The sequence below is a fragment of the Paracraurococcus ruber genome, from assembly GCF_004353985.1.
GTDB classification, from domain to species: domain Bacteria; phylum Pseudomonadota; class Alphaproteobacteria; order Acetobacterales; family Acetobacteraceae; genus Paracraurococcus; species Paracraurococcus ruber.
The window spans coordinates 1-21,219 of sequence record NZ_SMOA01000048.1; the positions used below are offsets into that span (position 1 = coordinate 1).

Annotated in this window: 18 protein-coding genes; 11 read left to right on the top strand and 7 right to left on the bottom strand. The window is 73.9% G+C overall.

Annotation, left to right across the window (positions count from 1 at the left end):
• A partial coding sequence (locus E2C05_RS11520) for a glycosyltransferase (RefSeq protein ID WP_133219777.1) occupies positions 1–1,081 on the top strand: 1,081 nt, incomplete at its 5' end.
• 171 nt (positions 1,082–1,252) lie between these two features.
• Here E2C05_RS11520 and E2C05_RS11525 read toward each other — a convergent pair.
• On the bottom strand, positions 1,253–2,941 hold the full coding sequence (locus E2C05_RS11525) for an HWE histidine kinase domain-containing protein (RefSeq protein ID WP_133219778.1): 1,689 nt from the start codon (positions 2,939–2,941) through the stop codon (positions 1,253–1,255).
• Between the two features lie 248 nt (positions 2,942–3,189).
• Here E2C05_RS11525 and E2C05_RS11530 point away from each other — a divergent pair, with 248 nt between their 5' ends.
• From E2C05_RS11530 to E2C05_RS11555, 6 genes are all read left to right on the top strand, one after another.
• Positions 3,190–4,221 carry an MBL fold metallo-hydrolase gene (locus tag E2C05_RS11530; protein WP_133219779.1) on the top strand — a complete coding sequence of 344 codons (1,032 nt, stop codon included), beginning with the start codon at positions 3,190–3,192 and terminating at the stop codon, positions 4,219–4,221.
• A gap of 66 nt (positions 4,222–4,287) precedes the next feature.
• Positions 4,288–5,547, top strand: a complete 1,260-nt coding sequence (locus E2C05_RS11535) for a flavin monoamine oxidase family protein (protein ID WP_133219780.1) — start codon at positions 4,288–4,290, stop codon at positions 5,545–5,547.
• A gap of 31 nt (positions 5,548–5,578) precedes the next feature.
• Positions 5,579–6,829 carry a M20/M25/M40 family metallo-hydrolase gene (locus E2C05_RS11540; RefSeq protein ID WP_133219781.1) on the top strand — a complete coding sequence of 417 codons (1,251 nt, stop codon included), beginning with the start codon at positions 5,579–5,581 and terminating at the stop codon, positions 6,827–6,829.
• Entirely contained in the window at positions 6,826–7,731 is a 906-nt protein-coding gene (locus tag E2C05_RS11545) for a DMT family transporter (RefSeq protein WP_200305569.1), read from the top strand. The genes E2C05_RS11540 and E2C05_RS11545 overlap by 4 nt, the downstream gene beginning before the upstream one ends.
• Positions 7,728–8,204, top strand: coding sequence for a DUF3237 family protein (locus E2C05_RS11550; protein WP_133219782.1), 477 nt, complete (start codon positions 7,728–7,730; stop codon positions 8,202–8,204). Before E2C05_RS11545 ends, E2C05_RS11550 begins: the two co-directional genes overlap by 4 nt.
• Before the next feature lie 67 nt (positions 8,205–8,271).
• A complete protein-coding gene (locus E2C05_RS11555; RefSeq protein ID WP_133219783.1) occupies positions 8,272–8,718 on the top strand; it encodes a hypothetical protein in 447 nt (148 codons plus the stop codon).
• Between the two features lie 217 nt (positions 8,719–8,935).
• Here E2C05_RS11555 and E2C05_RS11560 read toward each other — a convergent pair whose 3' ends face one another.
• Together E2C05_RS11560 and E2C05_RS11565 are read right to left on the bottom strand one after the other, a co-directional pair.
• A complete protein-coding gene (locus E2C05_RS11560) occupies positions 8,936–11,101 on the bottom strand; it encodes a malate synthase G (protein WP_133219784.1) in 2,166 nt (721 codons plus the stop codon).
• A gap of 160 nt (positions 11,102–11,261) precedes the next feature.
• The gene (locus E2C05_RS11565) at positions 11,262–12,320 is read right to left on the bottom strand and encodes an LLM class flavin-dependent oxidoreductase (protein ID WP_133219785.1); all 1,059 of its coding nucleotides are present in this window, start codon (positions 12,318–12,320) and stop codon (positions 11,262–11,264) included.
• 309 nt (positions 12,321–12,629) lie between these two features.
• Here E2C05_RS11565 and E2C05_RS11570 point away from each other — a divergent pair, with 309 nt between their 5' ends.
• Entirely contained in the window at positions 12,630–13,607 is a 978-nt protein-coding gene (locus tag E2C05_RS11570; protein WP_240046712.1) for a tripartite tricarboxylate transporter substrate binding protein, read from the top strand.
• A gap of 116 nt (positions 13,608–13,723) precedes the next feature.
• Here the strand turns inward: E2C05_RS11570 and E2C05_RS11575 are convergent, their stop codons facing one another.
• Both E2C05_RS11575 and E2C05_RS11580 read right to left on the bottom strand, forming a co-directional pair.
• Positions 13,724–14,146, bottom strand: a complete 423-nt coding sequence (locus tag E2C05_RS11575) for a tellurite resistance TerB family protein (RefSeq protein ID WP_133219787.1) — start codon at positions 14,144–14,146, stop codon at positions 13,724–13,726.
• 101 nt (positions 14,147–14,247) lie between these two features.
• Complete coding sequence (locus E2C05_RS11580; protein WP_133219788.1) at positions 14,248–15,435, bottom strand: M20 family metallopeptidase; 1,188 nt, start codon at positions 15,433–15,435, stop codon at positions 14,248–14,250.
• 269 nt (positions 15,436–15,704) lie between these two features.
• On the opposite strand from E2C05_RS11580, the gene E2C05_RS11585 reads away from it, so the two are divergent.
• On the top strand, positions 15,705–17,312 hold the full coding sequence (locus tag E2C05_RS11585; protein ID WP_133219789.1) for an ABC transporter substrate-binding protein: 1,608 nt from the start codon (positions 15,705–15,707) through the stop codon (positions 17,310–17,312).
• Between the two features lie 118 nt (positions 17,313–17,430).
• On the opposite strand, the gene E2C05_RS11590 is transcribed toward E2C05_RS11585, so the two are convergent.
• Together E2C05_RS11590 and E2C05_RS11595 are read right to left on the bottom strand one after the other, a co-directional pair.
• The gene (locus E2C05_RS11590; protein ID WP_133219790.1) at positions 17,431–17,688 is read right to left on the bottom strand and encodes a hypothetical protein; all 258 of its coding nucleotides are present in this window, start codon (positions 17,686–17,688) and stop codon (positions 17,431–17,433) included.
• A gap of 87 nt (positions 17,689–17,775) precedes the next feature.
• Positions 17,776–18,714, bottom strand: a complete 939-nt coding sequence (locus E2C05_RS11595) for an AEC family transporter (RefSeq protein ID WP_158292063.1) — start codon at positions 18,712–18,714, stop codon at positions 17,776–17,778.
• Between the two features lie 85 nt (positions 18,715–18,799).
• Here E2C05_RS11595 and E2C05_RS11600 point away from each other — a divergent pair, with 85 nt between their 5' ends.
• Positions 18,800–19,867: an LLM class flavin-dependent oxidoreductase gene (locus tag E2C05_RS11600; protein WP_158292064.1), complete on the top strand. Its 1,068-nt coding sequence runs from the start codon at positions 18,800–18,802 to the stop codon at positions 19,865–19,867.
• Positions 19,868–20,212: 345 nt separating this feature from the next.
• On the top strand, positions 20,213–21,202 hold the full coding sequence (locus E2C05_RS11605) for a TAXI family TRAP transporter solute-binding subunit (RefSeq protein ID WP_133219793.1): 990 nt from the start codon (positions 20,213–20,215) through the stop codon (positions 21,200–21,202).
• The last annotated feature ends 17 nt before the right edge of the window (positions 21,203–21,219 follow it).

Genomic DNA, 21,219 nt, shown 5'->3' on the forward strand with positions numbered 1-21,219 from the left:
CTGGGCGCTCTGGGCGGCGCTGCGGCGGCAGGGGCCGGTCGGGCATGTGCCGCGCCGGCTCGCCTCCGCGCTGCGCGACGGGCAGGCACCGGCGCCCACGGCACCGCCGGCGGCGCTGCGGGGCGTGCTGCGGCATCCCTGGCTGCTGGACGCGCCGGAGGCCTGGGAGGCGCCGCCGACGCGCATCAGCGTCATCGCCTGCACCCGCGATGGCGGGGCGCTGCTGCGCGACGCGCTGTCCTCCCTCGCCGCCCGCGCGGCGGAGCCGGCGCTGCTGGAGGCGCTGGTGGTGGACAATGGCAGCACCGCGCCGGAGACGCTGGCGATCCTGGCCGAGGGCGAGGCGCGGGGCCGCTTCCGCGTGCTGCGGCGCGACGAGCCCTTCAACTGGTCGCGCCTCAACACCCTGGCGGCGCGGCAGGCGACGGGCGACATCCTGCTGTTCCTCAACGACGACACGCGCATGCTGACCGATGGCTGGGACCGCATCCTGCGGCGGCTGCTGGCCGAGCCGGAGGTGGGCGCGGTCGGCGCCCGGCTGCTCTACGAGGACCGGACCATCCAGCATGCCGGCGTGCTCTGCGGGCTGGAGGGGCTGGTGGGGCATGACGGCGTCGGCGCGGCGGCGGAGGCGCCGGGGCCGCTCGGCCGCTGGCAGGTGCCGCGCCAGGCCGGCGCGGTGACCGGCGCCTTCCTCGCCTGCCGGCGCGCCGCCTTCGACGCGGTGGGCGGCTTCGACGCGCAGGCCCTGCCGGTCAGCTTCAACGACGTGGACCTGTGCCTGAAGCTGCGCGCCGCCGGCCTGGCGGTGCTGTACGAGCCGCGGATCGCGCTGCTGCACTACGAATCCAAGTCGCGCGGCCATGACGATGCCGACCCGGCGAAGCAGGAACGGGCGGAGGCCGAGCAGGCCCGGCTGCGGGAGCGTTGGGGCGAGGCGCTGCTGCTGGACCCCGGCTGGAACCCGCATTGGAGCCGCTGGACGAAGCCCTTCGCGGCGCTAAGGGAGCCTTCGCCGGCCGAGATCGCCCGGCATCTGGCGGCCAGCTGCCGGGCGGATCCCTGGTCGCTGGCGGGCTGACCGTCGCGGCGGCGGATCGCGTCCCGGACCGGACGACGCGCCGCCGCGACGGTCAGCCCGCAGGGCGGATCAGGCATCCGGCCAGGCGCGGCCGGGAGCGAGAGGCCGGGGGCCCCCTGGCCGGGCGGCGGATGCACGCGCCCGGGCGGTCACGCCGCGCCGCGCTAAGCCCTATTCCGCCGCGAGAAGCGCCGGCGCGGCGACCAGGCAGCCGGCCGGCAGCCCGATGCTGCAGCGCAGGCCTTCCGCCCGCCATTCCCGCGCGATCCGCCCGCCAAGCTGGTCGCGGATCGTCGCATCCAGGATGCGGGTGCCGAAGCCGGCCGGTGCGCGGCCGCGCGGCTGCGGCACCGCCAGGGTTTCCTGCCAGGCGAGGTCGAGCCCGCCTTCCGGCAGCCATCGCCAGGTGAGGGAGAGGCTGCCGCCCGGCGCCGCCAGGGCGCCATGGCGCGCCGCGTTGCTGGCCAGTTCGTGCAGCACCATCGCCATGGGTTGCGCCGCGAGCGGCGAGAGCAGCACCGGCGGCCCGGCCAGCTGCGCCCGCTGGCCGGACGGGCCCTGCCGGTTCAGCTCCGCCGTCGCCAGGCGTCGCAGGTCGGCCCCCTCCCAGCGGGATTGCGCCAGCAGCGTATGGGCGCGGGCCAGGGCGGCGATGCGGGCCTCGACGCGCGGCAGCAGGCCGGCCGGCGGCTCCCCGCGGCTGAGCCGCAGCAGGGCCTGGACCACGGCCAGGGCGTTGCGGGCGCGGTGGTCCACCTCGTGCAGCAGGCGCTGCTGCGCCTCCTCCGCTTCCCGCCGCGCGGTCGCGTCGCCGATCACGCCATGCCAGAGGATGCCGCGCGGCCCGGGCCAGGCCTGGATGCGCAGCTCGATCCAGCGCTGCGGCAGCCCCGGCGTGGCGCGCAGGCGCAGCGTGCATTGCGTCGGCTCGCCGCTGCGGCGGCCCTGCTCCAGCGCCGCCTGCAGCAGGGGGGCGTCGGCGGGGTCGAGCCGCTGCCGCAGCGCATCGCCGCGCGCCAGGCAGGCCGGCTGCCAGCCCAGGATGGCCGCCGCGCTGGCGTCCCAGGTGACCTCGTCCGCCGCCTCGTCCCAGGACCAGCAGCCGAGGCCGGCGGCGCCGAGCGCGAGGCGCTGCCGCGCCGTGCTCTCGGCCAGGCTGGCGCGCCGCAGCGCCTCGTCCCGCAGCGCGGCCGCCGCGGTGGCGCGGATCCGCCGGTCCCAGCGCAGGGCGAAGCCGGCCAGCAGCAGCAGGGCCAGGGCGGCGACCGCCAGGAAGGGCAGGACGGAAGGCGTCGCGGGCGGGGCCTGCAGCGCCGCAACCTGCAGCGGCCAGCCGGGCACCGCGCGGCGGACCACCAGCACGCCCTGCTCCGGCTCGGTCCCCGCGCCGCTGCGCAGCAGCACCTGGCCGTCCGGGGCCAGCAGCGCGATGCGGATGCCATCGCGCGGCGCGAGCATCGCCAGGGCGGCGCCGAGGGAGGCAAGGTCGGGCTCCACCCCCTGCAGCGCCAGATGGGTCCATGGCATCGGCACGGCGGCCGGCTCGCGCGGCGCGGCATCGGCGGTGGCCGGCGGGGCGGCCGGGTTGCGCGGCGCGTCCTCCGCCCGGCGGGGCGTCGCCGCCTGCTGCGCCAGCAGCGCCGCGACGGCGTCCGCCGCCTTGGCCGCCAGGCGGCCGAGCCGATCGATCTCGGCGAGCGGCGGCGGCACCGCGCGTTCGATCAGGATGAGGGCGGGCGGGGCGAGGATCGCCGCCAGCAGCAGCCCGAGGGCAAGCCATGACGGGCCCGGCCGGCCGGGTGCCAGACCTGTCGAGCGAACCCGGCGGCGTGGCGACTGCAAGGTGGCGGTGATGCCCATAGCGGGCGCCTGTCGCTGCCGCGTGGGCCCCTTGCCCGACGCTTCCTGGCCGCAGAATGATCTCGATGGGCGAAATGTGCATGTCGAAATCGCGTGAAGCGCGCATCCGACCTTTGGCGGTGAAGGGCATCCGGCCCCAGGGTCCAGGCGCCGCGGCGCGCCGCCAGCGCGGATCGACAAGCCGGCGATCGGCCGTATCGTGGCGGCGGAGCCCGGTGCGAGGATGCGGCGGGCGGAGAACCCTGTCGATGCCCGAATCCCCGCGTCCGCTTGCGCCGGAGGCGCCCGCGCCGGGCGAGGTGCGGATGCTGCAGCCCGGCCTGCTGCGCGCCCGCATGCCGCTGCCCTTCCCTCCCGGCCATGTGAACATCTGGCTGCTGGAGCATGCCGGCGGCTGGCTGGCGGTGGACACCAGCGTGTCCAGCCGCACGACGCGGGAATTGTGGGACCAGGTGCTGGCGCAGCCGGAACTGGGCGGGCGCGGCCTGACCGGCCTGATCGTCACGCATTTCCACCCCGACCATATCGGCCTGACCGGCTGGCTGTGCGAACGCTTCGGGCTGTTCCCGACGATGACGCGCATCGAATGGCTGATGGCGCGCGCGCTGTGGTACGACAGCGGGCCGGACATGATGGCGCAGCAGGTCGCGCACTACACGCGCGCCGGCTGCCCGGCGGAATACCTCTCCTTCGTCGAGGGGCGCGGGCCGCTCTACCAGCGGGCGGTCGGCGAATTGCCGCGCAGCTTCCATGCGCTGAAGGATGGCCGGTCCACGACGATCGGCGGCAGCGAATGGCGCGTGGTGACCGGCGCCGGACATGCGCCGGACATGGCGACGCTGTACAGCGCCGAGCGCGGGGTGCTGATCTCGGCGGACCAGATCCTGCCGCGCATCTCGCCCTATATCGGCCTGCATCCGGGGGAGCCGGAGGCCGACCCGCTGGGCGACTTCCTGGCCAGCAACGAGCGCTTCCGCGGCCTGCCGGAGGAGACGCTGGTGCTGCCTTCGCATGGCGAGCCCTTCACCACGCTGCATCGCCGCCTGGACCAGCTGGCGGCGCATCATGCGGAGCGGCTGGATGCGCTGGCCGAATCCTGCCGGGAGCCGCTGACCGCCTACGAGGCCGCGCAGGTGCTGTTCCCGCGCGCCAGCGGCGAGCTTTCGCAGGTGGGCTTCACCGTGGGCGAGACGCTGGCGCATCTGCGCCGCCTGGAGCGCCAGGGCCGCGTGGCGGCGGAGCCCCTGGGCGAGGTCCTGCGCTTCCGCACGCGCGCATAGACCCACAGAAGAAGGAGAGGGGGGGCGCGGGGGGAGAGTTCTCTCTCCCCCTGCCTCTTTGGGGTGATGGACGCAGTCGTCATCGGCGCCGGCGCGGCGGGGATCGCGGCGGCAAGGCGGCTTCTGGCCCTTGGCCGGACCGTGCAGGTGCTGGAAGCGGGCGGGCGCCTGGGCGGCCGGGCGTACACGGACGGCGCGTCGCTCGGCGCGCCCTTCGACCATGGCGCCTCCTGGATCCATGTCGCGGAGACCAACCCGCTGACGCCGGTGGCCCGCGCGCTGGGGTACACGCTGCGCGACGAGCGCCGCCGGGTGCGCGACATCCTGCTGACGGAGGGCCGCCCGGCGACGCCGGCGGAGCGCGCGGCGCATGACGACGCGGCCGAGGCCTGGGAGGCGGCGGCGGAGGCGCGCGACGCGGCGGGCGGCGCCGACATCCCCCTGGCCGCGGCGGTGCCGCGCGGCGGCCCCTGGGACGCGACCATCGCCCACTGGTTCAGCGACATCATCTCGGGCGTCGGTGCCGACCGCTTCAGCCTGCGGGACTATGTCGCCACGGCGCTGGACGGCGCGAACCTGCAGGTGGCGGAGGGCTTCGGCACGCTGGTCGCACGGCTGGGCGAGGGGCTGCCGGTGCGGCTGGGCGCGCCGGTGCGGCGCCTGCGCTGGGACGGCGCGGGCGTGACCGCCGAAGGCGACTGGGGCGCGCTGCGGGCGCGGGCGGCGATCGTCACCGTCTCGACCGGCGTGCTGGCTGCGGGCGGCCTCCGCTTCGCGCCGGACCTGCCCGCCGAGGTGCAGTCAGCCATCCACGGTGTCCCGCAGGGGCTGCTGAGCAAGGTGGCGCTGCGGGCCTCCGGGCCCGGGCGGCTCGGCCTCGGCCCCTTCGCACGGCTGGGGCGGCGGGTGGCGGCGCCGGGCGATGCGCCGATGTCCTGGATGCTCTGGCCCTGGGGCCGCGACCATGTGGTGGGCTTCATCGGCGGCGACGCGGCGTGGGAATTGGCGCGGCAGGGCCCGGCCGCGGCCGAGGCCTTCGCGCGCGAGGACCTGGCGCGCTTCTTCGGCGCGGCGGAGGTCGCCCGCAGCCTCGCCCCCGGCGCGGTGGCGACCGGCTGGGCGGAGGATCCGCTGTTCCGCGGCGCCTATTCGCATGCCCTGGTCGGGCAGCATGGCGCCCGGGCGGCGCTGCGCGATGCGGCGCTGGCCGGCGGGCGGCTGCGCTTCGCCGGGGAGGCCTGCCACCCCCGCCTGGCCGGCACCGTCGGCGGCGCCTGGGAGAGCGGGGAGCACGCCGCGGCGGAAATCAGCGCCGCCCTCGGCTGACGGCAAGGCCGGCTTGGCGCATGCTGCCGGCATGACACGCCAGGAATTCGCGGCCGCCGCCGCAGCCCGCGCCGGCGAGGTGGTGGCCCTGACGCGGGCGCTGGTCGCCGTGCCCTCCCCCAACCCGCCGGGCGACACGAATGCCTGCGCCGAGGCGGCGGCGGCGCTGATCCGCGACGCGGTCCCGGATGCCGAGGTGGCGCTGCACCGGACCAGCGACCTGGTGGCGAATGTCGTCGCGCGGGTGCGCGGCAGCGGGCCGGGGCGGCGCGTGGTGTTCAACGGCCATCTCGACACCTATCCGGTGAACGAGGCGCTGCCCTGGACCGTGCCGCCGCTGGGCGGCGTGCTGCGCGACGGCAGGCTGTATGGCCGCGGCACGGCCGACATGAAGGGCGGCATCGCCGCCTCCATCCTCGCCCTGTCGCTGCTGGCGCGGCACCGCGCGTTGTGGCGGGGGGAGGCGGTGCTGACGCTCGCGGGCGACGAGGAATCCATGGGCCCGCTGGGCACCAGATGGCTGATGGACAATGTCCCGCATGCGGTGGGCGACGCGGTCATCATCGGCGATGCCGGCAGCCCGCGGGTGCTGCGCTTCGGCGAGAAGGGCTTCCTGTGGCTGGAGATCGAGGCGGAGGGGCGGGCGGCGCATGGCGCGCATGTGCATCTGGGCGTCAATGCGCTGGACCGGCTGTGTGCCGCGCTGGATGCGGTGCGCGGGCTGCGCGCCCTGGTGCCGGAGGCGCCGGCGGGCGTGACGGCGGCGATCGCCGCGGCCAGGCCGGTCAGCGAGGCGCTGGCCGGCGCCGGCGAGGCGGATGTGCTGGGCAGCGTGACGGTGAATATCGGCCGGATCGAGGGTGGGACCTCGACCAACCTGGTGCCGGCCAGCGCGCGGGCGGGCGTCGATATCCGCCTGCCGGTCGGCGTGGCCTGCGCCCGGGCGGAGGCGGCGCTGGCCGCGGCGCTGGCGGCGCACCCGGGCGTCACCTGGCGCGTGACCCGCCGCTTCGAGCCGAACCACACCGACCCGGCGCAGGCGGTGGTGCGGGTGACGGCCGCGGCGGCGGCGGAGGTGCTGGGCGGCCCCTGCGCCGTGAACATGCGGGTCGGCGGCAGCGATGCGCGGTGGTTCCGCATGGCCGGGCTGCCCACCGTGGTCTATGGCCCGACGCCGCACAACATGGGCGGCGCCGACGAATACGTGCTGGTGGAGGAGCTGGAGCAGGTGGCGCGGGTGCATGCGCTGGCGGCGCTGGACCTGCTTTCGGCACCGGCGTGACCGCGCCGCGCCCATCGGCCGAGGCGGCGCGCAGCCCGCCGCAGGACGTGCCGCGGGCCATGCTGTGGATGCTGGCCTCCGGCCTGCTGTTCACCGGGCTGAACGCGCTGCTGCGGACCCTGGCGCAGCAGCTGGATCCCTTCGTCGCGCAGTTCCTCCGCTACGCCGCCGGGCTGCTGGTGATGCTGCCCTTCATCCTGCGCGCCGGCCTCGCGGCCTATCGCCCCAAGGGCATGGGCGGGCAGCTCTGGCGCGGCGCGGTGCACACGGCCGGCCTGGTGCTGTGGTTCATCGCCGTGCCGCATGTGCCGCTGGCGGAGATGGTGGCGCTGGGCTTCACCACGCCGCTCTTCATCATGCTGGGCGCCGTGCTGATCCTGCGCGAGACGCTGGTCCCGGCGCGCTGGGCGGCGGCGCTGGTGGGCTTCGCCGGCGTGCTGGTGGTGGTCTCGCCCGGGCTCGGCGGCGGCGGCAACCCCTATGCGCTGGTGATGCTGGCCAGCGCGCCGCTGTTCGCCGCCAGCTTCCTGATCACCAAGGCGCTGACCCGGCGGGACAGCCCGGCGGTGATCGTCGCCTGGCAGGCGATCGGCGTCACGATGTTCACCCTGCCCATGGCGCTCTATGCCTGGACCTGGCCGACGCCGCTGCAATGGGCGCTGTTCCTGGCGACGGGCGTGCTCGGCTCGGCCGGGCATTTCTGCCTGACGCGCGGGTATTCGCTGGCCGACATCTCGGCGACGCAGCCGGTCAAATTCCTGGAGCTGATCTGGGCGTCGCTGATGGGCTTCGCGGTCTGGGGCGACGTGCCGACCCACACGACGCTGCTGGGCGGCGCGGTGATCTTCGCCGCCACCACCTGGATCGCGCGCCGGGAAGCACGGGCGAGGGCGAGGGCATGACCGACATCCCGCCGGTGGCGCAGGGCGGATCGCGGGACGGCAGGCATGCCGCCCCCGGCACGGCGTTCGTCTGGGAGGCGCTGGTCGAGATCGGCCCGACCCGGATGCTGGGGCAGGGGCCGCTGGGCGAGCGGCGCCTGGTCCCGATCCTCGGCGGCCGGTTCGAGGGGCCGCGGATCCGCGGCCGCGTGCTGCCCGGCGGCGCCGACCGGCAATTGCTCCGCCCCGACGGGGTGAAGCGGCTGGAGGCGCTGTACGAGATCGAGGCCGAGGACGGCGCGGTCATCACCGTGCTGAACCGGGTGGTGATCGCGCCGCGGGAGGGCGCGGCGGACTACCGCGCCTCGACGCTGGAGGTGACGGCGCCGGAAGGGCCGCATGGCTGGCTGAACCGGCTGGCCTTCGTGGGCACGCTGCATCCGCTGGCGCCCAGGCCGGCCGTGCTGGTGCGGGTGTTCAGCCTGGTGGCCTGAGGGCCGCGCGAACGTTGCGGAACCGGGCGGCTTGGCCTCTACTCCTGCGCCTGAGGAGGGTCCGAGCATGGCATTGCGTGGAATGACCTGGGGCCGGGGGCTGGCCATCGCCGCGCTGGCGGCACTGTCCGCCTGCGCCGAGGGCGGGGCGGGGACCGGCGCACCGGCACCAACCGCCGCCCCTGCCGCCCCGGTTGCGGCCGGGCCCGCCGGCACGCGCCTCGATGGCCGCTATGCCGGCCGTGGCGATCTCACCGCCTCCCGCAGCAGCGTTTGCGGACCGCAGCAGATCAACCGCTCGCTGGTCGTGGCGAACGGGGAGGGCCGCCTCGTCATCGACCAGGCGCGCAACGACATCGCCGTGGGGCCGGTTTCGGCCGATGGCATCGTCACGCTGCATTCGCCGACCGGGCGCGGGACGACGGTCGCGGGCAGGATCGAGAATGGCGTCTTCACCGGGGAGCAGCGTGGCACGCAATGCACGCGCTCCCTGTCGCTGCGGAAGCAGTCCTAGGCGGATCGCGCCGCGGCCTGAACGCCGCGGCGCGTGACTCCGCGCCGAGAACGACAGGCTTGAGAACGACAGGCTGCGGCGGGGCGGCGTCCGTTCCTCGACGCGAAGCGCCGCCGGCCGCCCCTGCGTCCCGGCGGCACGGCATCCAAGCCTGGACGCAAGCTGCCGCCGCCCTGCCGGAGCAAGGGCGGCGGGGCGCGCCTGCCCGCTCGCGGCCTCAGCCGCGCGCCTTCGCCTCCCGCCGGCGCTTGTGCAGGATGAACTCGGTATAGCCGTTGGGCTGGGTCGTGCCCTCGAAGACCAGGTCGCGGGCGGCCTGGAAGGCGGGGCCGTCGAAGGCCGGCGCCATCGGCACATAGGCCGGGTCGCCGGCATTCTGCTTGTCCACCACGGCGGCCATGCGGCGCATGGTCTCCTCCACCTGCTCCTTCGTCGTCACGCCATGGCGCAGCCAGTTGGCGATGTGCTGGGCGGAGATGCGCAGCGTCGCGCGGTCCTCCATCAGCCCGACATCGTTGATGTCCGGCACCTTGGAACAGCCGACGCCCTGGTCCACCCAGCGGACGACATAGCCCAGGATGCCCTGGGCGTTGTTGTCGAGCTCCGCCTTCACCGCATCGGCCGGCCAGTTGGTGTCGGTCGCCAGCGGGACGGTCAGGATGTCGTCCAGCTTGGCGCGGCGGCCGCCCTTCGCCAGTTCGTCTTGCCGCGCGGCCACGTCCACCTCGTGGTAGTGCAGCGCATGCAGCGTGGCGGCGGTGGGGGAGGGGACCCAGGCGGTGTTGGCGCCGGCCTTTGGGTGACCGACCTTCTGCTCGATCATCGCGGCCATCATGTCCGGCGCCGCCCACATGCCCTTGCCGATCTGCGCCCGGCCGCGCAGGCCGCAGGCCAGGCCGGCATCGACGTTGCTGTCCTCATAGGCCTTGATCCAGGCGGTGCCGCGCATGTCCGCCTTGCGGATCATGGCGCCGGCTTCCATCGAGGTATGGATCTCGTCGCCGGTGCGGTCGAGGAAGCCGGTGTTGATGAACACCACCCGGTCCTTCGCGGCGCGGATGCATTCGCGGAGGTTCACCGTGGTGCGGCGCTCCTCGTCCATGATGCCCATCTTCAGCGTGTCGCGCGGCAGGCCGAAGGCATCCTCGACGCGGGCGAAGAGGTCGTTCGCCCAGGCCACCTCCTCCGGCCCGTGCATCTTGGGCTTCACGATGTAGACGCTGCCGGCGCGGCTGTTCAGCTTCCTGCCGCGCAGGTCGTGCAGCGCGATCGCCACGGTGCACATGGCGTCGAGGATGGTCTCCGGCGTCTCCTGCCCGTCCAGCGTGACGACGTCGGTCATCATGTGGTGGCCGACATTGCGCACCAGCATGAGCGAGCGGCCATGCAGCGTCATCGCGCCGCCCGAAGGCTTCAGCCAGGTGCGGTCGGCGTTCAGCCGGCGGACCAGCGTCTTGCCGCCCTTCTCGAATTCGGCCGACAGGCTGCCGTTCATCAGGCCCAGCCAGTTGCGGTAGACCAGGACCTTGTCCTCGGCATCCACCGCGGCGACGCTGTCCTCGCAGTCCACGATGGTGGTGACGGCGCTTTCGAGGACGAGGTCGGCGATGCCGGCCGGGTCGTCCTTGCCGATCGGGTGGTCGCGGTCGATATGCAGTTCGGCATGCAGGCCGTTATGGACGAACAGGATGGCCGCCGGCGCATGCGGCTCCCCCTGGTAGCCGACGCATTGCCCGGGATGCGCCAGGCCGATGCTGCGGCCATCCTGCAGCGCCACCGCCAGCGCGCCGGCGGTGATGGCATAGGACTTGGCGTCGCGGTGCGACGCGCCGCCGGCCAGCGGCGCGACCTTGTCCAGCACGCTGCGGGCGTAGTCGATCACCTTCCGGCCGCGCGCCGGGTTGTAGCCCTTGCCGCGGGTGGCGCCGTCCGTCTCCGGGATCGCATCCGTGCCGTAGAGCGCATCGTACAGGCTGCCCCAGCGGGCATTGGCGGCGTTCAGCGCATAGCGGGCGTTGGAGACGGGGACGACCAGCTGCGGCCCGGCGATCTGGCCGAACTCGGCATCCACATTGGTGGTGCCGACCTGGAAATCCGGGCCTTCAGGGACGAGGTAGCCGATCTCCTGCAGGAAGGCCTTGTAGGCCGCGAGGTCCACCGGCTTCCTCGGATTGGCGCGATGCCAGGCATCGATCCTCGCCTGCAGGTCGTCGCGCTTCCGCAGCAGCGCGGCGTTGCGCGGGGCCAGGTCCTGCAGGATGGCGGCGTAGGAGGACCAGAAGCGCTCCGGCGTCACGCCCGTGCCCGGCAGGGCCTCGGTCTCCAGGAACCGGGCCAATTCGGTTGCGACCTTCAGGCCCGCGACCTCGACCAAATCCGCCACTGAAAGCCTCCGCTGATCGGTGCCCGACCAGGCGGGCGACGAGAGGGGGCGTAACTAGGCGCAAAGCCGCGCCTGCGCAAAGGGGGCGGCGATGCCGGGCCGCAGCGTCGCCCGGCAAGGGTTCGATTCAGGAAATTTTGACGCCCTGTCTCGCTTGCGGTCAGGCCGCGCGCGCCGGCGCCGCGGCGGCCGCGGCGCGCAGCCGCGGCAGGACCTCCCGCCCGAAGCGCGTGAGGGAGCGTTCCACCGCCGCGCCGTGAAGGCCGGTAAAGCCCATGTAAATGGAGTAATGCGTCGGCCGCAGCAGGCGCATGTCCTCGGCCAGTTGCGCGGCGATCTTCTCCGGCGCGCCGATCAGCCCATGCTCCAGCAGCCATTCCACCGTCGGTTCGCCTTCGAAGGCGACGGGGCGGAGATGCACGCCGTCGCGCGGCGGCACGGCGGCGCGGAGCGAGCGGGTGTTGCGCGCGAGGGCGAGCAGGCCCTCGGCGGCCTGCCGCGCCTCCGCCGGATCCTCGGTCACGAAAAGGTAGCGCTGCAGGCCGAGCGGCATGGGCTCCGCACCCCCGGCGGCGCGCCAGGCCTCCCGCAGGTCCGCGCAGGGGCCCAGGGATTGCGGGCCCGTGCGGTAGCCCTGGCTGAGCATGGGCGTGGCGCCGGCGCGGATGCCGCGGGCCAGCACTGCCGGTGTCATGCTCGCCAGGAACATCGGCGGCATCCGGCCGGAGAGGGTGCCGGCCGCGATCGGCGTGTCCTCGATCCGGTAATGCTCGCCCAGGTGGTGGACGCGGCCGGTGGTCAGCGCCTGCTCGACGATGTCCCAGCCTTCCAGCAGCCGGGCGTAGCGGTTCTCGATCGGCACCTGGAAGCTGCGGAACTCGTGCGGCTGGTGGCCTGGGCCGAAGCCCAGCAGCAGGCGGCCGCCGCTGACCTGGTCCAGCATCGCCAGTTCCTGCGCCACCCGCAGCGGATGGTGCAGCGGCAGCACCACCACCGCGGGGCCGAGCAGGATGCGGCTGGTCACCGCCGCGCAATGCATCGCCATCAGCAGCGGGGAGGCGCAGACCGAGGCGGAGGAGAAGTGGTGCTCGGCGAACCAGGTGGCGTCGAAGCCCAGCTCCTCCGCCAGGCGCACCTGCCGGACGGTGTTCGCCAGCACCGCGGCGGGCGTCTCGCCGGGGTGGTTCATGGACATCAGGTTGAAATAGGCGAACTGCATGGCGGCCTGCCTCGGGGTCCCGGAGCCTGCGGTCCCGGCCGCATCCGCCGGCTGCCGGGGCAGCGGAAGGACGCCCCGGGGCCGTCACCGAAGGGCGCAGCCGCCGCGGGGACCGGCTGGCGCATGCCCCGGCACCCGGTGCGGGTTGCTGCGGCCAAGCTGGCATCCGCCGCCGGGCCACGCAAGCCGCCGGGAGCCACCTCTGGCCGCACCTTGGGGGCTTGCGCGCCGCCGCCGCCGGTGGCGAGGATCGCGGGCGGGAGAGAAGGGCCGGCGCGGCGCAACCAGGGCCGGGATGCGGATATGCGGATGCGTGGATGGAGCGTGGCGGTGCTGGCCTGGCTGGCGGCCGCCCTGGTGCCGGCGACGGCGGAGGAGTTCCCCCGCCCCGGGCGGCCGGTGACCGTCCTGGGCGGCTTTCCCAACGGCACGGGCACCGACATCTATGCCCGGCTGATCCAGGGGCCCTTGCAGGCCGCGCTGGGCGTGCCGGTGGTGGTGGACAACCGCGCCGGCGCCGGCGGCAACCTGGCGATGGAAGCGGTGGCGCGGGCGGAGCCGGACGGCCACACCATCCTGATGGCGACCAGCGCCATGCTGGCCATCAACCCGCATCTGCGGAAGCTGGCCTTCGACACCCAGGCGGATTTCGCGCCGCTGGCCGGGGTGCTGGATGCGCCGAACTTCCTCACGGTCAGCGCGGCGCGGCGGCCGAACCTGACTGATTGCCCGGCGGTGATGGCGGCGGCGCGGGCAGCGCCGGGGCGGATGACCTATGCGAGCACCGGCGTCGGCGCCTCCACCCACCTGGCGGGCGCGCAATTCGCCGCCGCCCGCGACCTCGAGCTGGTGCATGTGCCCTACCGGGGCGGGCCGCTGGCGATGACGGCGCTGCTGGCGGGGGAGGTGGACATCTTCTTCTACCAGACCGGGCCGGTGCTGGAGTTCTGGCGCAGGGGGGAGGTGCGGCTGCTGGCGGTGACCAGCCGCGAGCCGTCGCAGGCGGCGCCCGGCGTGCCGACGGTGGCGGAGGCTTGCGGCATCCCGGGCTTCGAGAGCACGACCTGGTATGGGCTGGCGGTGCCGGCGCGCACCCCGGCCCCGGTGCAGGCGAAGCTGTCCCAGGCGGTGCTGCGCGCGGCGGCGCTGCCGGAGGTGGAGGCGCGGGTGCGCGAGATGGGCTTCACCCCGCGGCTGGAGGACCCGGCGCGGATGCGCGCCCGGCTGGCGGAGGATCATGTCCGCTGGGGCGAGGTGGTGGCCCGCACCGGCGCGAAGGCGGACTGACCCGAGGCTTTCAAAGGCCCTTCGGCCAAGGCGGACCTCATGGACGATGCTTGGCATCGTCCATGGGGTCCCGGATGGGGTGGGTCCGGGAGGGGCAAAGCCCCGCCCGGTACGGCTCAGCGGTCCAGCACCGACCGGTCGTTCTTCGCCACCAGGGTGCGGAAATGCCCCTCGAGGTCGGTCTGCGGCACGCCCCAGGCCTGGCTGAACTGCATGACAAGCTGCTGCTCGCCCTGCTCCGCCTCGCCATCGCTCATCGCGCTGTCGATCATGTTGAGGATGATGCAGAGCTTCTGCTCCGGCCGCAGGCGGGCATTGCTGTCGGCCAGGAACTGCGCCGGCTGGGTGGCGCGGACATAGCGCAGCGCGGCATCCAGCTGCGCGCGGGTGGCGCCGCGGCCGAGGACGGAGACGAGGTGGCCGATCTCCTCCTCATCCATCTCGCCATCCGCGCCCATGCAGTAGATGAGCGAGACGACCATGCAGGTCCGCGGCGTGAGGTCGAGCGAGGCGGATTGCGACTTGAACATGCCGAACATGGCGGGGCCCCCGGAGGATCGCCGCGCCGGATGGGCCCGGCGCGGCTTACGGTGGCGCTAGCTATGGGTTACAGCGATGTAATACAAGACCCGCCTTGGGGTCACAGCCCGGCCCGGTCCAGCCGCAGGATGGCCCGCGCCATGGCCTGGGCGCGCGGCACCAGGCTGCCGACCTCCAGATACTCCTCCGGGCTGTGCGCCTTGCCGCCCACGGGTCCCACGGCGCAGATGGTCGGGGCGCCGACCGCGGCGGTGAAGCCGGAATCGGCGCAGCCGCCGGAGAACTCGCCGGTGACGGACAGCCCGCTTTCCTTCGCCGCATCGACATACATGCCGAACAGCTTCGCCGCGGCGGGGGTCTGGGTGAGGGGGAGGAATTCGCCGCGGATGGTCAGCGTCGCCCTGGTGCCGGGGACGTGGCTGCGGGCGATGATCTCGTGGATCTTGCCCATGATCTCGTCGCGGTCGGCCGGTTCCACGTAGCGCAGGTCGATCTGGCCCTGCGCCCAGGGCGCCACCGTGTTCACGCTCTGCCCGCCGGAGACCAGGCCGACATTCAGCGTGATGCCGCGCTTCAGGTCGGTCAGCGCATGGATGGCGGTGATCTTGGCGGCGAGTTCGCCGATGGCGCTGATCCCGGCCTCGAAATTCCCGCCGGAATGCGCGGCCTTGCCCTCGATGTCGAAGATCGAGAAGACGCCGCCCTTCCGCCCGGTCACCACCCCGCCATTCGGGCGGCCGGGTTCCGAATTGAACACCACGCGGGCCTCGCGCGCCGTCGCCTCGATCACCTTCCGGCCTTCGGGGGAGCCGATCTCCTCGTCGCCGGTGAAGAGGCCGAGCAGCGGGCCGGGCGCGCCGCCGAAGCGCTTGAAGGCCGCCAGGATGAACATGTTCATCACCAGCCCGGCCTTCATGTCGGCGACGCCGGGGCCATAGGCGATGCCGTTCTCGACCCGGAAGGGGCGGCGGGTCGGCTCGCCCTTGGGGAAGACCGTGTCGCGGTGGCCCATCAGCACGATCGAGCGCTTCATGTTGCCGCTGTTCAGCGCATCGCCGCCCTCGACCCGCGCCTTCAGGCAGTCGCCGTAGGTCTCGCCCGGCACCACCTCCACCGGGATGCCGTGCTCGGCCAGGAAGTCCCGGACGATGGCGCCGACCGCGTCCACGCCGGCCTTGTCGTAGCTGCCGCCATCGGTGTTCACCATGGCTTCCAGCACCTTGAGCATCGCGTCCTGCTGGGTGGCGAGCCAGGCGGTGAGGGCGGAGTCGGGGCCTTCGGCGGTCATGCGGTGCCTCGTCGCGGGATGGAGGGCCGCAGCCTGTCCCCGCCGGCCCCGGCCGGCAAGCGGGCCTGGACGCGGAGGCGTCATGGAAGCGTCATCGCCCGGACATGCCCGCCGCCTAGCGTTCCGGCGCCGCAGCGTGCCGCCGGACGGCGGCAGGCCGCGGCGCGGGTCCCCGGCCTTCGCCCGGGGGCCCGCCGATCCGCGGCCGGTGGCCGCGGGCTTCGCGGGCAGGACCCCGGCGTCCCGCCCGGATCAGGACGGGGGACGCCATGACCATCCGACGCCGCGACCTGCTGGCCGCCTCGGCAGCCGCGACACTGCCGCTGCCTGGCCTCGCCCAGGCCGACCAGCGCCCCGCCGTGACCGTGGCGGTGCAGACCGTCAGCACCTCCGGCACGCTGGAGCCGATGCGGGAACAGTCGAATGTCGGCTTCCGCATCATGCCGAGCTTCTCCGAGCCGCTGATCGGCATCGACTGGCTGCGCACCCAGCGGCCGGAGCCGATGCTGGCCACGTCCTGGCGCCGCGCCGATGCCCGCACGCTGCACCTGACGCTCCGCGACGGCGTGGTGATGCATGACGGACGGACGATGGAGGCGGAGGACGTCGCCTTCACCTTCAGCCGGGAGAGGATGTGGACCGGCCTCGCGGCGGACCAGCGCGGCCTCTTCGCCTCCACCACCGCCGGCGCCGCCGGCAAGACCCCGCCGCCGGAGGCGGTCGCGATCTCCCGCGCGCACTACCCGAATTTCGAGCGGCTGGAGGTGGTGGACCGCAGCACGGTCCGCTTCGTCAACGCCGTGCCGGACGTGACGCTGGAAGGGCGGCTGACGCGCACCACCGGCGCCGTCTTCTCCCGCGCCGCCTTCGCCGCGGCGCCGACCTGGCTGGACTGGGCGCGCCAGCCCGTCGGCACCGGGCCCTATCGCGTTGCGCGCTACCGCCCCAATCAGGACCTGCTGCTGGAGGCGCATGACCGGCACTGGATGGGACGGCCGCCGCTGAAATCCATCCGGCTGGTGGAGGTGCCGGATGTCGCCGCCCGCGTCGCCGGGCTGCTGGCCGGCGACTGGGACTTCGCCTGCGACCTGCCGCCGGACCAGATCGCCGGGATCGAGCGCAGCCCGCGCCACCACGTGGTCGGCGGGCCCATCAACAACATCCGGCTGATCGTCTGGGACAAGACGCATCCGGTGCTGGCCAACCCGCTGGTCCGCCGCGCCATGTCGCACGCCATCGACCGGCAGGCGATCGTGGACAGCCTCTGGGCCGGGCGCACCGCGGTGCCGCGCGGGCTGCAATGGGAGGTCTATGGCGACATGCACCTGGCGGACTGGGAGGCGCCGCGCTTCGACCCGGCCGAGGTCCGCCGCCTGCTGCGCGAGGCAGGCTATCGTGGCGAGCCGATCCCGTACCAGCTGCTGAACAACTACTACACCGGCCAGGTCGCCTCGGCGCAGATCCTGCAGGAGGGCTGGCGCCAGGCCGGCTTGAACGTGCAGATCGAGATGAAGGAGAATTGGGGCCAGATCCTCGGCCGCTTCCCCGGCCGCGGGCTTTGCGACAATTCCAACACCGCCACCTTCGGCGACCCGGTGGCGGCGCATTCCGTCTACGGCCCGGGCGGCCAGACCTGGGCGAGCGGCCAGTGGGAGAACCCGGAAGCGCCCCGCCTGCTGGACGCGCTGCAGGTGGAGACGGATGTCGAGCGCCGCCGCGCCCTGTTCCGCCGCCTGCTGGCGCTGACCGAGCGGGAGGACCCGGCCTATACCGTGCTGTTCCAGACCGCGGTCTTCATCGGCAAGCGCCGCGACCTGCCCTGGCAGCCGGCGAAATCCTTCGTCATGGACTTCACCGCGCGCAATTGGGCGGCGTGATTGGGGGGCGCGAGGTCGAGGGAAGCGCCGCCCGCCGTCCGCTGCCCCGGCCAGTGGTCGGGCGACCCCCGGACCGGCCAGGGACGCATGGCGGGCTCCGGGGCCCCGGCGCGGCGCCTCAGACCAGCCGGTCCCGGTGCCCGTCATCCGGCAGCCGGTAGCGCGGCATGTCGGGCGGCAATTCCGGCAGCCAGGCGGGGCGCTGGCTGGACGGGGGGCGGATGCGCGGCGTGATGCGGCCGAAGGGCGGCAGCAGGTCGCCGGGGCTCGGCGGGCCGATGCTGGCGGCGCCGGGCGCCATCGGCTCCATCGCGCAGCCGGGCAGGGTCAGCAGCGGGGCCACCAGGGCCGCCAGGAGGACGAGGCCGCGGGTCATTCCCCCAGCCCTACAGATCGCGAGGCCCCCCGCGCAAGTGACGCTCGATTGACCAAGTGTTACGCGCCAGGCGTCAGGGGCCAGACGCTAGGGGCCGGGGACCGGGCCGGCCAGCAGCCAGGCGGTCACCGGGAACCCGACCGAGGCGATGACGGTCGAGAGCAGCACCACGGCCGAGACCTCCTCCGCCCCGGTATGGAAGCGCTGCGCCAGCACGAAGGCGTTGGTCGCGGTCGGCATGGCCGCCAGCATCACCCCCGCCTGCACCCAGAACCATTCGAGGCCGAGCACCGGCCCGAGGAAGGCCCAGGCCAGCGCCGGGTAGACGACCAGCTTGCCCAGCGTCGCCGCGCCCGCCGCCAGCGCCAGCCGCCGGTCGAGGCTGAGCTTGCCGAGCGTGCCGCCCAGGGCGAACAGCGCGGTCGGCCCGGCGGCATTGCCGAGGAAGGCGAGGAAGCGCTCCGCCGGCCCCGGGATCGGCACCTGCAGCGCGCCCAGCGTCGCGCCGCCGGCGATCGCCAGCAGCACCGGGTTGAGCAGCAGGGACCGCAGCACCCGCGCCAGCACCCCGCGCTCCCCGATCGGGGCCATCAGCACGCTGCCGAGCGCGATGACGATCGCCACCTCGCTCATGATCGCCATGGCGACCGGCCCCGCCCCGCGTTCCCCCAGCAGGGGCAGCAGCAGCGGCGGGCCGAGATAGCCGACATTGCCCATGGCGGCGCCGGCGCCGAGCGCCGAGGCCTGGCCGCGCCGCCGCCCGGCCAGCAGCATGGCGCCGGCCAGCGTGCCGAAGAACACCAGCAGGCAGGCGGCGAGGTAGCCGGCGAAGAAGCGCGGCTCGAAGCTTTCCGAGAGCTTCTGCGCAGCCATCAGCCGCAGCAGCATCGCCGGCAGGGCGAAGTTGAAGGCGAAGATGCCGACCGCGTCGGTGACGCCGGGCGCGATCATGCCGCGCCGCACGGCGACCCAGCCCAGGCCGATGACGGCGAAGATCGGCAGGCAGAGGGAGAGGAAGCCGAGCACGCGGTCACCATAGCGACTGGCGCCGGCTTGCCCAGGCCGGGGCCGGGCGCGCAGCATGCCGGCAAGACCTGGGGAGGGACGCGCGATGGAATTCGGGATCGCCATGCCGACCGATGCGGAAAGCTGGCGGCTGGCCGAGCGCGCCGAGGAGCTCGGCTTCCGCTCCGCCTGGTTCTACGACACCCAGATGCTGTCGGCGGATTGCTTCGTCGCGATGGGCGCGGCGGCGATGCGGACCAGGCGCATCCGGCTGGGCACGGGCGTGCTGATCCCGTCCAACCGCATCGCCGCCGTCACGGCCAATGCCTTCGCCACGCTGAACAAGCTGGCGCCGGGGCGGGTCGACATGGGCCTCGGCACCGGCTTCACCGGGCGGCGGGCCATGGGCCTCGGCGCCATGAAGCTGCAGGAGTTCGAGGACTACATCCGGGTGATGCTCGGCCTGCTGGCCGGGGAGACGGTCGAGACGACCATCGAGGGGCAGCGCCGCAAGATCCGGCTGCTGAACCCGGAGCTTGGGCTGATCGACATCCGCACGCCCATGCGCCTGCACCTGGCCGCCGCCGGGCCGCGGGCCCGGGCGCTGACGGCACGGCTCGGCGCCGGCTGGATCAACTTCTTCTCCGACGTGCCGGCCGCGGTCGCCATGCTGGCCGAGATGCGCGATGCCTGGGTGGCGGCGGGACAGGCGGGCGCGCCCGAGGCAACGGCCTTCGTCCTCGGCTGCGTGCTGGAGGAGGGCGAGCCCCATGACAGCCCGCGCGCCATCGCCCAGGCCGGCCCGCGCGCCGCTGTCATGCTGCACCGCGCGGCGGACGAGGCGCTGTCCGGCCTGCCCAACATCTCCCCGGTGCCGGAAAGCTGCCGCGACGCGGTCGCCGGCTATGTCGCGCTGGCGAAGGGCTTCGAGCCGAAGGATGCGCCCTGGCTGGAGAACCACCGCGGCCACCTGATGGCGGTGAAGGAGGAGGAGCGGCCCTTCGTGACCAGCGAGCTGATCCGCCTGAGCAGCTTCACCGCGACCGAGGCCGAGCTGAAGCGCCGCATCGGCGACCTGCGCGATGCCGGCTACACCGAGTTCACGGTGCAGATCGTCCCGGGGCAGGAGCGGGCGATCGAGGACTGGGCGCGGATCAAGCGCGCCTTCGCCTAGAGCGGATCCCGCTCAGGTGGGATCACCTGAGCGGGCGAAGATGCTCGCAGAGTCAAATGGCTGGAGCGGTTGCCGTGGGCCGTGGCGAACGGAAACCGCTCCAGCCCTCCTCCGGCTGCGCGTCGGGGTTCGCATCCCGATGCGACGCGGGCCCGCGCAGGCGGGGCGCGTCATTCGCCGGCGAGGGACGCGTGCCGCACGCCACCCGCACTGGTTGTGCCGCGCCTGTCCACGCGCCGCCGGGCCCGACGACAGGCCGCCGGGCGCGGCTGCAGCGGACGGCGCGGTTGTCGCCGCCCGGTGGTCCAGCCATGATCGCGCCGACGATCCCGGGAGACCCCGCCCATGCTCACCCGTCGCAGCCTCGCCGGCGCCGCGCTTGTGGTTCCCCTGGCCGCCCCCTTCCTCCGCCCCGCCGTCGCGCAGCAGACGCTGGAATGGGTCGCCGGCTCGCTCGGCGGCGGCTGGTACACCATGGCCGCCGGCCTGTCCGCGCTCATCAAGGACGAGAACCCGGAGATCCAGATCCGCGTCGTCCCCGGCGGCGGCCTCGCCAACGCCACCCGCGTCAACCGCAACCAGTCGCCGATCGGCTGGGGCATCGACGCCTTCGCCGCGTCCGCCCGCCGCGGCGAGGATCCCTACAGCGAGAAGCATGAGGGCCTGCGCTGCCTCGGCACCGGCTACTCGCCGACCGAGCACCATTTCCTCAAGGCCAAGGATGCGCCGGGCACCGACATGCGCGGCATCCTGACGCAGCGCGGCCTGAAGATCGCCTGCCCGCAGCGCTCCTCCACCGACGAGATGACGCTGCAGCGCATCCTGCGCTTCCTCGGCAGCAGCCCCGACCGCATCCGGCAGGAAGGCGGCCGCTACCTGAACGGCAGCTATGCCGATATCGGCGGCGCCTTCACCGACGGGCAGGTGGACTACCTCTATGCCGCGCTTGCCCGCCCGGCGGCGATCTTCACCGAAATCGCGCAGGGCCGCCGCGGCGGGCAGCTGGTGGACTTCCCGGCCGATGTGCGCAGGCACCTGATCGACCAGTTCGCCTATGCGGAAGGCGTGCTGCCCGCCGCCACCTACCCGGCGCTGCAATCCGCCGACGTGGCCGTGACCACCATGGACAGCGTCATCATGGTGCATGAAAGCCTGCCGGAAGAGGCCGCCTACCGCATCACCCGCACGCTGATCCGCAACCGTGGCCAGCGCCTGACGACGATCCATGCCAGCATGGGCGCCTGGGATCCGGCGGTGTCCTGGAAATACCAGGGGTTGCCGCTGCATCCGGGCGCGGCGCGGGCATTCCGCGAATCCGCCGGCATGCCCGCCTGACGAGAGGGGCGCTGCCC

Excerpts from the sequence above, each read along its gene's own strand:
- E2C05_RS11525 (WP_133219778.1), bottom strand. The coding sequence starts at position 2,941 with ATGGGCATCACCGCCACCTTGCAGTCGCCACGCCGCCGGGTTCGCTCG.
- E2C05_RS11530 (WP_133219779.1), top strand. The coding sequence starts at position 3,190 with ATGCCCGAATCCCCGCGTCCGCTTGCGCCGGAGGCGCCCGCGCCGGGC.
- E2C05_RS11535 (WP_133219780.1), top strand. The coding sequence starts at position 4,288 with ATGGACGCAGTCGTCATCGGCGCCGGCGCGGCGGGGATCGCGGCGGCA.
- E2C05_RS11540 (WP_133219781.1), top strand. The coding sequence starts at position 5,579 with ATGACACGCCAGGAATTCGCGGCCGCCGCCGCAGCCCGCGCCGGCGAG.
- E2C05_RS11550 (WP_133219782.1), top strand. The coding sequence starts at position 7,728 with ATGACCGACATCCCGCCGGTGGCGCAGGGCGGATCGCGGGACGGCAGG.
- E2C05_RS11555 (WP_133219783.1), top strand. The coding sequence starts at position 8,272 with ATGGCATTGCGTGGAATGACCTGGGGCCGGGGGCTGGCCATCGCCGCG.
- E2C05_RS11565 (WP_133219785.1), bottom strand. The coding sequence starts at position 12,320 with ATGCAGTTCGCCTATTTCAACCTGATGTCCATGAACCACCCCGGCGAG.
- E2C05_RS11570 (WP_240046712.1), top strand. The coding sequence starts at position 12,630 with ATGCGTGGATGGAGCGTGGCGGTGCTGGCCTGGCTGGCGGCCGCCCTG.
- E2C05_RS11575 (WP_133219787.1), bottom strand. The coding sequence starts at position 14,146 with ATGTTCGGCATGTTCAAGTCGCAATCCGCCTCGCTCGACCTCACGCCG.
- E2C05_RS11580 (WP_133219788.1), bottom strand. The coding sequence starts at position 15,435 with ATGACCGCCGAAGGCCCCGACTCCGCCCTCACCGCCTGGCTCGCCACC.
- E2C05_RS11585 (WP_133219789.1), top strand. The coding sequence starts at position 15,705 with ATGACCATCCGACGCCGCGACCTGCTGGCCGCCTCGGCAGCCGCGACA.
- E2C05_RS11590 (WP_133219790.1), bottom strand. The coding sequence starts at position 17,688 with ATGACCCGCGGCCTCGTCCTCCTGGCGGCCCTGGTGGCCCCGCTGCTG.
- E2C05_RS11600 (WP_158292064.1), top strand. The coding sequence starts at position 18,800 with ATGGAATTCGGGATCGCCATGCCGACCGATGCGGAAAGCTGGCGGCTG.
- E2C05_RS11605 (WP_133219793.1), top strand. The coding sequence starts at position 20,213 with ATGCTCACCCGTCGCAGCCTCGCCGGCGCCGCGCTTGTGGTTCCCCTG.